Raw genomic sequence first — 13,485 nt, forward strand, 5'->3', positions numbered from 1 at the left:
GATGTTGGTTCAACGCATCCTTGATCGCGCACCGCTGGAGCGATGGCAGAGCGGCTCAGCAGAGAGTCAGATTTTGCGCCAGCCCGGCCTCGCTCGTTTCCTTGTATTTAGGGTTCATGTCCCGGGCGGTGTCGGCGAGTGTCTTGATCGTTGTATCGAGATCAACCCGATGTCTGCTTGCGATTTCGTTGGTCGCGATCATGGCAGCTGCCCAGGCCTTTACGGCACCGAAGGCGCAGCGCTCGATGCAGGGGACCTGCACGTATCCAGCGACTGGATCGCAGGTCATTCCCAAGTGATGTTCGAGAGCCGACTCGGCTGCGTTCTCGATCACATTCGGCGGGCTGTTCATGACCTGTGTGATCAGGGCTGCGGCCATGGCCGATGCGACACCGATTTCTGCTTGGCACCCACCTTCCGCCGCGGCCAGCGTCGCGTTGTGCTTGCACAGGTAGCCGACGGCAGCGCCGGCCAGAAGCCCCTCCCGGATCTTGTCCATGGGAACGGATCGATCGCTCTGGGTGAGGGCATACACGATGGCCGGCATCACGCCTGCGGAGCCACCGGTCGGTGCGGTGATGACCAGATGACCGCGGGCATTCTCCTCTGAGGCAGCCAGCGCGCAGGCCGAAACCAAGCCGATCGCGCGGTCGCTTAAATAGGTGTCGTTCATCGCCCGCTCCCAGACCGTCGCCGCCTTTGAGTGGAGCTTGATCGGCCCAGGCAGAACATCATCCTTGTAGGACAGGCCGGTCTTCACGGTGGCGATCATCGCGTTGGCGATCTTGTCCAGGAAGGCGTTGATCTGCTCCTCGCTCTTTCCGGACACGGCCATCTCGTTCGCCATCACGACCTGGGCAACCGAGAGGTTGTTCTTCTCGGCGTGCTGGCGCAGCTCCTTCATTGTCGCGTAGGGATATTTCGGCTGCCCCTTCTTGGGCGGTTCGTAGCCCTTCCATTCAATAAAGCCGCCGCCGACCGAATAGTACTCCTGTTCAAGGAGCACCTTATCGCCCGCCATGAGCCTGCAGGTCATGGTGTTCGGGTGCGGGAAATCGCCTTTCGGCGCATCATAGATGATGTCGGCCAACGAGAGATTGAGCGTCTTGCCGCCAAGCTGAACGGGATAGGTTTGTTGCGGCTTTGCGATCATTTCGTCCAGGAAGCGCGGGTCGACGGTAGCCGGTTCCTTGCCCACCAAACCAGCCAGCGATGCACGCTCGGTGCCATGGCCCTTGCCGGTGGCGCTCAGGCTGCCGAACAAATTCACTTTGAGACTGGTGGCCTGCGCCAGCTGGTCGGCTGGCAGCTTCGCGCAACGCTGGTAGAAGTCGTAGGTGATGCGCATCGGCCCAATCGTGTGCGAACTCGAAGGGCCGGGGCCGACCTTGTAGAACTCGTCTGCCACGGTCATGACCGGGCCTTTCGATGTCTTGACGACTTCAAGATCGGGGGAAAGAGCGGAGCTCATCTTGAGACCGGCATCGCCTCCTGCGGCCGCCTTCGCAGATCGCTGTGCGGCAGCTTCCGTAGCGGCCTGCTGCGCGCGGGCCTCGGGAGCCCAGGTCGTGCCGGTCATCACGGCCGCGGCCCCAATGGCGGCATTGCGCATGAGGAACGCTCGACGGTCAATCCCCTCTGGCAGGCTGGACGGTTCAGGCATGAGCGGAAGCGGTTCGTCATCCTGGCTGGAGCGAGTCATGAGCGCGTCCTCCTGTTCGAGGTACGGAGACACGAAAGAACCAGGGGGGCGTCTCCGCCCTTATTATTGATCGAAGGATTCCTTCGTCCTTCGGGCATCATCGTAGGAGGGGCGGGCGAACGTGCTTGATCGAAAGGGACAATCCCTTGACAGTTTGAGCCGCTCTGTTCTGGATTGCCGGCACGGAAGAACCGCCAGCGAGCTTGATGATGTTGACCTCGGGCGGCACCGGAGCCTGCTGATACAGATCAGTGAAAGGGCAGGGGAGACCGGTTCGTGCCCGACTGCCCACACCACCCATCCTCGTTTATCCGCCCCTGCGCTGCAACTGCTAGTCCAAGCTTGCCGTCCGAGGCACTCGCCCTTCGATGGAATAGGCTGGATCGTTGTATCCGGGAGTCGAAAGATGGCCCGTGGCCACGAGGCTGTCGACGAGGGCTTCATCCTCGGCGGGGAGGCGATAGTCGAGTGCTTTCACGTAGTCGTCCCACTGCTCCTCGGTCCGCGGACCGCTGATCACGCCTGTGACGAGCCGACTGTTCAACACCCGGGCTACCGCGAACTATCCCGGAGTGATCCCGCAGCTCTCGGCATGGGCTTTGATGGCGCCCTTCCTGCGCAGGATCGGCTTTTCAGCAGCGTTCACGCCGTGCAGCTGGAAGACGTGCTTTGACGTGTCTATCCCGATGCGAATAATCTGGTCCGCGGACGGTCTCCTATATTTGAGATCAGCAGCGACCTCATTCTGGCACAGCGATGCCGTAAGGGGGCCGTCTACCCCAACAGCTTGGAAACAATCTCTCCCGCTGTGTGCCTCTTCTTGCCCATCTTCAGTCCTCCTTCGGCTCAAAAGCAATACTTCAGGGAGGATCATTTTTCAGGAGGCAGACCATTGATGCGCAACCCCATGTCTCCAAGCCCAGCAGCCCGGTTCGGACGAACGGACGATCATTCCCGCATCAAACAAACGAGTCTTACATCTTCAGATTGAAGAGGCCTTTGATCTGGAAATCAAAGGCTTGATCGTATTGATGAGCCTTTCAGAGCGGTAGGGCTTCTGCAGGTAAACTGACCCGTCCGGAATCTCTCCTGATTCGGGCTCTTGTTGGTGTGATGTTATTACTACAGCGATGTGCGGCCAACGCTCACTCACGACTCGTGCCAGAGCAAAACCGTTCAGCGCTCCTGGAATTCGAACTTCCGTAATCAGACCTTGAATTTCTGGTCTCTTGTTGAGACACATGAGCGCCTCATCTGCCCGTGACGCTTCAATTACTTGAAGGCCACCTTTGTGCTCTAAAAGCTGAGCGGTCGGGACCCGGACAATCACCTCATCATCCACGAGTAAGACCGTGATAGGCGGCTGACAGGACGAATTGCTCATGGGGCGGTTCGCTCCGGACTGGCTGGATAGGCGGTCGGCCTTGCTCGTAACAATTGTCCGCAATCGACGATTTCGGGATCGAAGCTGGACTATTCCCAAGAAGGCCCTGACCGGTTCGGGCTGGAACATATGTGACTTGCAGCCAATGTTGCAAGCGACGGCTCTGAATGGCCTATCGTCTGATCCTGCCTTGCTCAATCAAGGCGACTCCACCCGGCAGATAGCGAAATATGATGACGATGTCACAGGGACCGGATATCGAGGAGGATGAGCCTGCCAGAGCCTCTTGAACCAGAGCGATCCGCCTATCCCAAATTTACCAATGTTATGCGCCTGCATCAGCCTGACGGGATCGACGATCCCTTGATCTACATCCAGTGCGCCGGGTGCTGTCCATCCCCCTGGATTACGATGGCCTTATGGCGGCTCAGCCCTAAACTTAAACAGTACAGTTGCTTACGGTCTTCAAGGTCACGGCTTTACGATCTGTTATGAAAATAATCGGATATATCGTCGGTCGGGGGACACGGTATGGCAAGCATTCGTACAGGGGTGACTGGATCAGGCTACGGCAGCATCTATGTCGATGCCCTTATCTGGGGCGGAGCAGCATGGGATCCGGCGAGCGGTCCAATCAAGTTCTATTTCGGAGAGGCGGCGGATTGGGCTGCGGCAAGTGCTGTCCATGAAGACGATGCAGTCGAGCTGGAAGCGAGGCTGGGAGAGGCATCACTTGATGGTTGGAGCACTGCCGAAAAGGACGCGTTCCACTATGCGTTGAGCGTGTTCTCCAGCGTCACCAATCTGGCTTTTATCGAAGCTGGCTCGGTCGTGGATGCGGACATCGTCTGATGGCAGGCGCCCATCGACACATTGTTTCAGGAGCCTGGTCTTCTTGCGATGCATGAGCCCCCAACCGGCGCAACTGCGCAGACCTGGGGAGCATTCAAACCAACATTTGCAACGTCATCATCGCACCGGCCTCAGTTGCGAGCGGCACTTCGTCAACTATCATCGCGTGCTGAGCCGCGCTCGCTGGAGCGCACGCGAGGCGGCCCGGTTGTTGCTGGACCTACTGATCAACACCTTCGTCCCAGCTGGTCCGGTGATCCTCGGTCTCGACGACACCATTGAGCGCCGCCGCGGCCGGCGCATCAAAGCCAAAGGCATCTACCGCGATCCGGTGCGCTCGTCCGATGCTCACTTCGTCAAAGCGTCAGGCCTGCGCTGGATCAGCCTCATGCTCCTGGCTCCGATCCCGTGGGCGGCCCGGACCTGGGCTCTGCCGTTCCTCACCGCCCTGGCGCCCTCTGAACGGTACTGCCATGAGCATGGAAAACGGCACAAGAAGCTGACCGACTGGGCCCGTCAGATGATGCTGCAGGCTCGCCGTTGGCTGCCCGAGCGCGAGCTGATCCTGGTGGCTGACATGGGCTTTGCCGCCCTGGAGCTGTTAGCCGCTTTGTCCCGCCGCGGCGTGATCTGCATCACGCGTCTGCGGCTGGATGCTGCTCTCTATGAGCCCGCTCCGCCACGCCGTCCCGGAACAAGCGGCCGACCCCGCACCAAGGGCGCTCGCCTGCCGAACCTTTCTGAGGTGCTGAAGCGGACGAGCACGCGTTGGCGACGCGTGACGGTGTCGGGCTGGTATGGCGAAGGGGATCGCACGATCGAGTTCTGCTCCGGGACGGCGGTGTGGCGTCATGGCGGGATGCCCATTGTGCCGATCCGCTGGGTGCTGCTGCGCGACCCCCTCGGGCGCTTCTCACCCCAGGCGCTGCTGTGCACCGATCCCGCGCAGGATCCGCTGCAGGTCATCCGCTGGTTCATCCTGCGCTGGCAGATCGAGGTCACGTTCCAGGAGGCGCGCGCCCATCTTGGTGTGGAGACCCAGCGGCAATGGTCGGACCCCGCCGTGGCCCGCACCACGCCCTGCTTGCTCGGCCTGTTCTCGATCGTGACCCTGCTGGCCGGCCAACTCGGTCAGCGTGCCCGAACGGCTGTTCTCAGCGATAGCTGGTACCGCAAGTCGCATCCGACCTTCTCGGATTCTCTCGCGGCCGTGCGGCGGCACATCTGGTGTGAAACGGGTTTAGTCATGTCCCGGCACAGGCGCAAAACGTCAAAACCTCCGCGGGCTCTTCACCAGTGCTTGATCAATGCACTCTGCCATGCCGCCTGATTGGCCAAAGTCGAGCTCAGAGCCCGTTAGTGAAAGGCGGCCTTCCTCCACAGCGCTTTGAGCCAAACCAAAGCCAGAATCTGCCTTGGATCGGCTGCGAAAAAGAGTTTTCGGCAAAGCCGGGGCGGGTGAGGATAGGACGTGGCCTGATTCGGGGGGAGCATGGCAACGATCCATGACGAGAAGGTTGAAGCAGAGGCACGAGCGCTGCTACGCGAGACAATTCAACGTTCCAGGTGGTACTCCAGCATGCCCGATGAGAGGCGGAGGGAACTGATCGAGCAGGACGTGGAGCAGCATTGGCACTTCATGGTGCAGGATGCGCGCAAGCGGCTCGACTCGCGTGAAAGGGATTGAGCCGGCCGTCATTACAGGGCAGCAGCTAGCCAAGCCAAGTTCTGAAAGGATGACAATGTCTCCGGGCCGTTATCCTCCGAGCAGGCAAGACATGTCACGCGAACGTCCGAAACTCTTTCAGACTGGCTTGAGAGCGACGCTCTTGCGGAGCATCGGGCTATTGGAGGTGGACCGCCCCCCGACGGCGGTGAAGCTGTCGCTTCTTGTTGCATCGGTGATCACCCTGACGGTCGGAGCCACCATCACAGCCTTTGTCTACATGACCCACACCCAGCGGAGCCTCCTGGCGCTACGGCTCGAAACCCGTGAGATCCGGACGGTTCAGCTCGCGCTGCTTGACATCGAGACGGGCGCGGGGCTTCGCTCTGTCCTTACAGCCGGAATACCTTCAACCCTATAGCGTCGGATTGCAGGTTCTTGAGGATCACAAGGAGACACCCAAAAAGCTTGATCGTTTCGTGGCCGAGACAACCGGCGGCCCGCCGGGGACGCGAACCGTTTCGACCCTGGCTGCCCACTTCAAGGCTGAGATCGCCAAGATGATCGAGGCAACACGGTCCGGCAGCCTCGGTGGAGCAGACCAACGCATTTATCTGGACGCGACAAAGGCGACGATGGACACGCTGCGGCAGTACGTCGGTCAGGCCTGTCAGCCAGGACTTCCGTGCGACCTGCCGATCAGCAGCGATGCGGGGAGTATGGTGCCTTGCCATTGGCTTAGATCTTCAAGAGCCCGCTAGCCCCAGTCAGTGACCAAAGGGCAAAAGCCTTGGCCCGCTCGGGATAACGTCGCCAAAATGCCTGCCGGTCGGGAGAGGAAACCAACGGCAGCGACCCTGTCCGGCAGGATCGGGCCGCGCGAGTAGCCGCGGCAGGTGTTCCGGCGAAGGCGGTCGAGCCCTAAAACTGATGATGTCAGAATGAAAGGCGCCGACGGGCTTGCCGGTCAACAAGCTCCAGCCCGGCCGACCTGCGGCGTCTCGGATGTTTGCCGCGCTGGCCGCTGAGCTTGAGGACGCCGGCACTGGCACTGAGGCCCGTCGACACCCCGCCCGCTCCGAGGCAAGCGGAGTGTCGATTGTAGACTTCCAGGCCCACGAGCGCGTGGCCGGTTGCTTTAACGCACGCATGGGGACCCGAGCCGCCGGGGCAGGGCTTCGAGGCAGAGACCCAACCATCAGCCGCCGCTTCAGGGGAACCCGGCAGACAAAGCATCGCCGGCGGCCCGCACACGATGCGCATGCATTCTCGCCAGCTGGGGGGCGAGCCTCCTGCGGACCATCGCGGCTTCCTGCGGATCAGGCTCCGGCAGCGAAATCGTCACCTTCTCCCCACCCCGGCGGGGGCGTCCGTAATGGTTGGTGGCGGTTGCGTCGGACGCGTGCCCCATCAAGGCCGCTAATGTTGCAGGATCGCTATGAGCGGCCTTGACCTGGGCCGCGAATTCGTGCCGGCAGGAGTAGAGGGTGTGGTGCAGCTTCCGCCGCGGCCACAGACCACGGCAGAGATCACGCAGGAGGCGCGAGAGGCCGTCGAGCAGCACCTCGTAGGTTCCGTTCCGGTGCGCGTTCTTGGCGTAATCGACCCACCGCACCAGCGCCTGCCGGTCCTCGTCGCCGAGGTTTCTCCAGCGAAGCGTCCGGTATTCGCCATTGCCGCGCGTTTCGTTATGCTTGGCGTTGCGCACCATCATCTCCAGCGCCCATCCGTCCGGAGGCCGCCTGAACTCGACGCTGGGCCATTCCTGCGGGCGAAGACCTGCCAGGACGCCGGCTCGCAGATAATCCCTCAGCGGGGAGGCATAGCCGGATCTGGACGCGACAAGCGCCTTCTCGATCATGTCCCGAGCCGGTTGCGAAAACCTTTTGCTCTTCGTGGCGGAGGTGCGGTCCGTGCGGGTCTTCGCGCCTGTCTGCCCCTCGCACTGGAGCCGCTCGAGGGCTCCCCTCAGCTGCAGGATTCGACAGGCCGCTCGCCCGGTGTTCTCACCCTCGTCCACCGCCTCCTCGCAGATGGCAAGGGCGGCCCCGAGCTCCCAGACAACGGCCGCCTTGTACAGGCGCCATGTGGCGGCGCCGAGTTCCGGCTTCCTGCCGATCAGCCAGTCGACAAAGCCGGCGAGCCTGGGCCGCTCCTCACCCTTCGCGACAGCCCCATCCCGATAGCGCGTCATCAGTCTCTGGGCCCGGGCCGAGTAGGCTGTCCGGGTCTTGGCGTCCGGGGAGTTCGGAGATCGGCGCCGGTCACCAACCGCAGGCCCGGCCTGATCACCCACGTTACTCCTCGGTGTTGCCTGAACAGGGGCTTGGTCGATCCGGCGGGCGACATTCGTCTCCGGGATCACGATCAGGGTCCCGGCCACAGGCCCGGGAGCGGGGTTGGCCGGCTCCCTTGGCGAGAGGCCTTCATCGGTGCAGATCGCGGCGTCCGCCGGAGCCGACCTTTGGTCAGGGTGCTCGAATGCGAAGGCCTCGGCCACGCTGGCGGCCGGTGCCGGCGCGGTGCTCTCCTTGAAGTTTCCGACGGCGAGACCGCGCTGAAGCGGCAAAGGCGCGCCAAGGCGGCTCCGGGTCTCCCTCTCGTCTGTCCGATTGACCATTCCTGACCCCCTCTATCGGTTTCCATCACAAGTGTCCGAAAGCACGGTGAGAGGTGCGGCAGACCGGATGATCAGCATCGCACCAAGCGAATTCGGACACCACCTAGCCTGCCGTTGCTCGGAGCAAGGGACAAACATGGTTCAACGCCTGGAGAATCAGAGTTCGGAAGCGAGGCATGGGCCAGCGCGCTGCGAGCCCCCCGGCGATGTTCACATTTGCGTGATCGTAGGAGCGACGGTTCGGGAGCTCCGTGTGTCCGGGGGCAATCGCGCCGAGAAGGATGTCTTGATGTGTCCTGAGTTGTCTTATTTTGTGGAATGGCGTCGTTTGTTATCTTATGATGTCGTGCGGCTGCATCCCATTGCAGAGCAGTCCCGGAGGATTTGCGCAAGCAAGATAGACCAAAGGCAATGGGCTAGAGACGGCTGCAGACCCTGTGCATCATACGGATGATCAAGCGCCCGGGTCAATTTCTCAGCGAGGCCTCATCCCAGGCGTCCCTTGCCGATGCTCGGAGGCCGTTGCGGATTCGCATGACGAGAGGAGGTTTGATGTCCACACCCGATCCGGTCACGCTTGCGGAGCTGATCGCAAAAGACCTGTCCGGCCCACTGGGCCCGAAGGTTGTTGCGCGCGTGATGCACAAACATATCGGGGCGCTCGACGCGCCCCGGTCTGAGGGGTACACCGCCGAAAAGATCTTCGAGCATGTTCTCCACCTGACCCGCGAGACCGCGCCGAGCGTCACCCGCAGCGCACTGCGCCGTGGTACGACACGGGCCCGGAAAGCCTGGATCGGGGCATCCCAGGGCGCGTCAGTTGCAGCCGGTCCGACGCCGTTGCCTCCAGCTGACAGGGTTCAGGACACCCGGCCCGGCCCTGTCGCGGCGCCTCATGGCGAAGACCGCCGCGAGCAGCTCGCACGGATCAAGGAACGGGCGTCAAAGTACGGCCAGCCCGGCTCGTACTGAGGAACTCATACGGGATCGCGGTAGAGCCACCAAACCTCGCGGCGCCCGTTGACGTAGGGCTCTCCCAGGTCGATGCGGTCGAAGACCTCGGCCGCCTTCGCGTCGGGCAGGATGAGCAGGACGCAATCGACGGCGCTGCGCAGGCCGTGCCCGCGCAGAATCAGTTCCGGCGCTCGCTCACGAAGGAGATCGAGGCTGCTTGGCGACCTGACTTCGAAAGCGGCGATTGCCGGACGGGTGCCGACATAGCCGACAGCGCCGACTTTGCGCCGGCGCCACAGATCATCCGCCGCCGCCCACGCCAGGTGCTGTCCCTCCCAAGACCGGGTTCGGGTTCGGCTGCCGTCATGCAACGGGCGGTCGTCGCGGATGAAACGATGGTGCTGCAGAACCGAGAGCAGAGAGGCCCGCCCGGGCGCCCGGATCCTTGGCGTGGCACCTTGCGACAGGACCACGATGGAGTTCACTGGCACTTCAACCGGGATATCGCCGGGGCCTGCTGCGACCGGCCATGTCCGGCGCCGCGCGGCTTTCTCACGCTCTGCCAGGTCTCTGACATTTTTCGGAAAGTCGAGAAACGACGCGAGGGCCTCCCGGGCGCCGTCCGGATCGTGGCTCCACCACCGCTCGATGATCGCAAGCACGATATAACTTAGACTTCTGGCACGCGCCGCGAGGTCAGGGTCATTGGTCTCAAGAGACTCCAGAAAGCGAAGGACCGTCACCATCGAGCGCACAGACGAGGCCACGTAGCCGGTCTCGCGGGCGATTTCATCGAGGATAGCCCGATGCTGCCCGTGTCCGGCACGTTCGAGGCGCGTGACGGTGCGGCGCGCAATCGATTCCCAGGGCTCACTCCGGTCCATTGATGAACTCCTGATCGTTAGGCCGTCGTTAACCGAGGGCTATCGCCTCAACGGCCACAGCTTGACAAGAGCGATCTTGTCTAGCACTTTGCTAGACATGAGTTGCGTTAGTCCAAGAGGAGATACGAAAGATGCAGAGCTTCTTGCGCCGTGAGGCGCCGATCACGACCTCGCCGCCGAGCCTGATCGTCTCTGTCGGCACCTCGGGAGGGGCGGGCAAGACCACGGCCACGAGCCTCACCTGCACCGCGCTCACCCTGACCGGTGTCCTGACGCGCATCATCGAGCTCGATGAGCAGCGGCGCCATGCCCGGCGTCATGTAACCGTGACATCCGTCGACATCCCCACCTCGGCCGAACTCCGGAGCGATACGGAAGCCGACGACAAGGCCCTGAGCGAAGGGTTCGAGAGCACGCTCCGGGGATTTGAAAACGGTGAGGTCGTGCTTTGGGATACGGGGGCTAACACCGACGAACGGGTCGCCGCCTTCATGGGCAGGGTGGACATGGAATCCGAGCTGCCCGAGGGCCGACCAGCCGTAATCGTGATCATGGTTCGGCAAGACCGTGAGATGATCAGGCTGGCCGCCAAGACCGAAGAGGCTCAGACGGCTGTCCAGGCATTCCGGGGGGCTCTTCGGATGATTGCCCCTAACGGACACCGCTGTTCCCTCCGCGAGGAGATCCGCGACGAGGACCAGTTCATCACTGATATCAATGACCCCCCGTACCGGAAGTGTACGGTCCGCGCCTCGCCGATGAACAGGAGCTTGGCCTTGCGGCTCTTCGTGCACGCAGAGGCGAAACAGGCGCCTTTGTTGAGATTTGCCGGATGTCGTTCTTTGCCATAGTGGGCATAGGCGTCCAGCGCGGGCCGGTATTCTGGCTCCCCAATGGAGATTCTCTCGAACGCGAGAAGATCGCGGAAGCATTGAACATGGTCACGAGCGGCCGGAACGGAAAACCCTGGACGATCCGTCGGCTTCCGAGGGGAGCCCTTTGTCTGTTTCACAAAAAAGAAGCGCCCTCTCGTCAACAGGGGTGCTCCAAGGTCCGACCCGTAGGGGCAAATCAGGGGTCGTGGATGCAAACTAGCAACACGCCAGGGCTAAAGCTACGCTGCCTCTGAGCTCTTATTGGCTACTACCTAAGAGATAGAACGAGTCGGTGAGGTCGTGATTGCCTGTTGAGGCCCAAATCAGATACCGCTAGCTTTCCCGTAGGGGCACTATGGGCTATGGGCCGCGAACCCAGTTGATCGATAATACTGGACGCGGCCCTTACTACAATATTACTTTAAGAATGTGAGATTATCTCAGTTTTGACTAGTAAGGTCTTGAAACGGCTATCTGTTTTCTTCTAAATAATACTGCTTAACAGGTAAATGTGGGCTGATTTGGGGCCATCTGCCGGGTGGCAACAGTCATTTGCAGCCCAGATGACGTTACCAAGGAGTGGTTCTCCCTCGCATCTGAGTGGTTCCGGCTTCTTTTGGGATGCCAACGGGCAACCCACAACCCGATCCAGACACCGGCTTGAGCAATTCTTTGCACCCTGTCAGCCGCGCTGGGAGCGGGTCGAAGGGCGGTGGGCGGGAAATCGTTCCACGCCGGTCCGGCTCGTTGGCGCGCTCGATCAAGCCGTTCTCGCTTTTGTCCGGGTGGGTCGATCCATGACCGCAGCGCGGTGGGAGCGCGTCCGGCCCGCTGTGCGCTCAAAAGCCCAGGCCCTGCTGCCGTTCCTCCCGGTTCCCAAGATGGAGCCGATGGAGGAGCTCGATCCCGTGTGGAGCCTCCTCCAAGATGTCCAGAGCCTTGGGGTGGACCATCAGGACACAACCGCCAGGAACCTTGCCTTGCTCTGGGACCATTTCGAGGTGGCGTTTGGCGGTCTCAGCGGGTCCTTGGTGACACCAGAGACCGAACAACTCCTGTCCCTGGAGAGGCTCAAGGCGGCTGGCAGCACGTTTGCTGGCTGTGATCATGGTGCGCTCAACCCCTGGTACGGCGGGCTCATGGGGCGCATCAAACGAGGTGCACAGGACCCGGATAGCGAGTCACGATCGCATCCGATGTGAGAAGCAGAATACATTCGACCATCGATTGGGCCACAAGGATCCGGTCAAAGGGATCCATGTGAATGGGAGGAAGGGCCTCAACTTCTACGGCGTGGACACTTGGGATCGGAAGTTCAACATAGCCGTTGTCCAGAAGACCGCGCCGCAGGAGCCGCGGGCCAACACGGACGTCCGGACGCTCAAGCCCCCTCTTGATGGCGATCTCCCACAGGCTTGCCGGACTGAACAGCAGTTCATTCTGGAGATCGTCCAGAAATGGCCTTGCTGCGCTTGGGAGCCGATCGGGATCGCCAGCCGCCCATAGCAGGAGATGCGTGCCCCGCAACACCTTCATCAGATCTGACCCCTGAACAGGTGTTCTATTTCCGCGCTGCCCATCTGGTCGAAGTCGTCTGGCACGGAGATTTGCCCCGCCAGGAAGCCAAGCCGGCGGCTTTGTCCTGCCGCCGGGGCCTCCAGCGCTGTAACCTTGACGAGGGGTTTGCCCGCCTTGGCGATCACAAACGCTTCCCCGCGTGCCGCCTTTTCGATGAGCCGTGACAAGTGTGTCTTGGCTTCATGGATGGTAACGATCTGCATCGCGCCTCTCTTGAACTTCGTTCAGTTGATTCAGTCTTTTGCCCGGCTGTGCATCTCGCAGGCTTGGAGCCTCTGGCCCTCTCCGGTTCGGCGCCTAAGCAGCGTCAAGCGCCCGCGCCACTGCCTTGGGATCCGTTTCGATCACTTTCAGGTAGGCGAGGGCCACTGTATCCGGCATGAACCGGCCCTGCTCCCAATCCTTCCGGCGGGCGACGTTAATCCGAAACCGTTCTGCGAATTTGGCCTGACTGAGACCTGTGCGCTGGCAAGTCCGGCGACCAGCACGCGCTGCGGCGGAGCGCGCCAGTTTCTCCTCGGCAGCGGGCGGGGTAGACCGGAGATCCTCAAGAGTCTTGCGCGTGCTGAGAACATATGACAGGCGCTGCGGATACCGACGCAATCCGTCCATGTGTACCGACTTGAAGTCGTCCCCGGTTCCGATTTGATCCCGTCCACCGTTCCGACTTGAAGCCGTCCATCCTTCCGATTTGATCCCGTCTGTAAATCGGCGCGGAAATCCTGACCCCTGCCAGAACAGACGCAAACTCCTGAACATTCGGAACAATTTGCCAGAGTGAAGGGGTCACAATCGGCGCCGCCCGTGACCCTCCTACTTTGAGAAAAGAATGTAATTGACTCAGAAGGTTGTGTCTCCTCAGTGGCGGGGTTCAAGTTCAGAGCCGAATGACACTGGGCCAGCAGCTTCTGCAGCGGGCGGCGCTCCATCAGCCTTGTGGCGAGCAGCTCATCATAGCGGTCGAGCAGGT

Annotated in this window: 14 protein-coding genes and 1 pseudogene; 7 read left to right on the top strand and 8 right to left on the bottom strand. The window is 61.5% G+C overall.

The annotated features are described in order from the left end of the window. Positions 1-55: 55 nt before the first annotated feature. The 3 genes and pseudogenes from ILT44_RS11715 to ILT44_RS11725 all read right to left on the bottom strand — a co-directional run bounded on the left by ILT44_RS11715 (position 56) and on the right by ILT44_RS11725 (position 3,086). Positions 56-1,702 (bottom strand): L-serine ammonia-lyase, encoded by a 1,647-nt coding sequence (locus ILT44_RS11715; RefSeq protein ID WP_204239762.1) that lies wholly within the window; start codon positions 1,700-1,702, stop codon positions 56-58. A 331-nt stretch (positions 1,703-2,033) separates the two neighbouring features. Further along, positions 2,034-2,306, bottom strand: a pseudogene (locus tag ILT44_RS11720) (aldo/keto reductase); the annotation flags it as partial. A 378-nt stretch (positions 2,307-2,684) separates the two neighbouring features. Then, positions 2,685-3,086, bottom strand: a complete 402-nt coding sequence (locus ILT44_RS11725; RefSeq protein ID WP_204239764.1) for a response regulator — start codon at positions 3,084-3,086, stop codon at positions 2,685-2,687. Between the two features lie 531 nt (positions 3,087-3,617). On the opposite strand from ILT44_RS11725, the gene ILT44_RS11730 reads away from it, so the two are divergent. From ILT44_RS11730 to ILT44_RS31885, 4 genes are all read left to right on the top strand, one after another. After that, positions 3,618-3,938, top strand: coding sequence for a hypothetical protein (locus ILT44_RS11730; protein ID WP_204239765.1), 321 nt, complete (start codon positions 3,618-3,620; stop codon positions 3,936-3,938). Between the two features lie 106 nt (positions 3,939-4,044). After that, positions 4,045-5,268 (top strand): IS701 family transposase, encoded by a 1,224-nt coding sequence (locus ILT44_RS11735; protein ID WP_204239766.1) that lies wholly within the window; start codon positions 4,045-4,047, stop codon positions 5,266-5,268. A gap of 448 nt (positions 5,269-5,716) precedes the next feature. Beyond that, positions 5,717-6,025 carry a hypothetical protein gene (locus ILT44_RS11740; protein WP_204239767.1) on the top strand — a complete coding sequence of 103 codons (309 nt, stop codon included), beginning with the start codon at positions 5,717-5,719 and terminating at the stop codon, positions 6,023-6,025. Further along, positions 5,931-6,365: a CHASE3 domain-containing protein gene (locus ILT44_RS31885; RefSeq protein ID WP_372441154.1), complete on the top strand. Its 435-nt coding sequence runs from the start codon at positions 5,931-5,933 to the stop codon at positions 6,363-6,365. Before ILT44_RS11740 ends, ILT44_RS31885 begins: the two co-directional genes overlap by 95 nt. Before the next feature lie 449 nt (positions 6,366-6,814). Here ILT44_RS31885 and ILT44_RS11750 read toward each other — a convergent pair whose 3' ends face one another. After that, complete coding sequence (locus ILT44_RS11750; RefSeq protein WP_204239769.1) at positions 6,815-8,224, bottom strand: site-specific integrase; 1,410 nt, start codon at positions 8,222-8,224, stop codon at positions 6,815-6,817. A 552-nt stretch (positions 8,225-8,776) separates the two neighbouring features. Here ILT44_RS11750 and ILT44_RS11755 point away from each other — a divergent pair. Further along, positions 8,777-9,196 carry a hypothetical protein gene (locus tag ILT44_RS11755; RefSeq protein WP_204239770.1) on the top strand — a complete coding sequence of 140 codons (420 nt, stop codon included), beginning with the start codon at positions 8,777-8,779 and terminating at the stop codon, positions 9,194-9,196. A gap of 5 nt (positions 9,197-9,201) precedes the next feature. Here the strand turns inward: ILT44_RS11755 and ILT44_RS11760 are convergent, their stop codons facing one another. After that, positions 9,202-10,062, bottom strand: a complete 861-nt coding sequence (locus ILT44_RS11760) for a hypothetical protein (protein WP_204239771.1) — start codon at positions 10,060-10,062, stop codon at positions 9,202-9,204. 131 nt (positions 10,063-10,193) lie between these two features. Between ILT44_RS11760 and ILT44_RS11765 the strand changes: the two genes are divergently transcribed. After that, entirely contained in the window at positions 10,194-10,913 is a 720-nt protein-coding gene (locus ILT44_RS11765; RefSeq protein ID WP_204239772.1) for a hypothetical protein, read from the top strand. Positions 10,914-11,734: 821 nt separating this feature from the next. Further along, the gene (locus tag ILT44_RS11770) at positions 11,735-12,139 is read left to right on the top strand and encodes a hypothetical protein (protein ID WP_204239773.1); all 405 of its coding nucleotides are present in this window, start codon (positions 11,735-11,737) and stop codon (positions 12,137-12,139) included. Here ILT44_RS11770 and ILT44_RS31890 read toward each other — a convergent pair. From ILT44_RS31890 to ILT44_RS11780, 3 genes are all read right to left on the bottom strand, one after another. After that, the gene (locus tag ILT44_RS31890; RefSeq protein WP_239468121.1) at positions 12,087-12,473 is read right to left on the bottom strand and encodes a type II toxin-antitoxin system VapC family toxin; all 387 of its coding nucleotides are present in this window, start codon (positions 12,471-12,473) and stop codon (positions 12,087-12,089) included. The genes ILT44_RS11770 and ILT44_RS31890 overlap by 53 nt on opposite strands. Further along, positions 12,473-12,718 (bottom strand): type II toxin-antitoxin system Phd/YefM family antitoxin, encoded by a 246-nt coding sequence (locus ILT44_RS11775; protein WP_204239774.1) that lies wholly within the window; start codon positions 12,716-12,718, stop codon positions 12,473-12,475. The genes ILT44_RS31890 and ILT44_RS11775 overlap by 1 nt, the downstream gene beginning before the upstream one ends. 94 nt (positions 12,719-12,812) lie before the next feature. Then, entirely contained in the window at positions 12,813-13,127 is a 315-nt protein-coding gene (locus ILT44_RS11780) for a helix-turn-helix domain-containing protein (RefSeq protein ID WP_204239775.1), read from the bottom strand. Positions 13,128-13,485: the final 358 nt, after the last annotated feature.

The sequence above is a fragment of the Microvirga arvi genome (genome assembly GCF_016892765.1).
GTDB lineage: Bacteria > Pseudomonadota > Alphaproteobacteria > Rhizobiales > Beijerinckiaceae > Microvirga > Microvirga arvi.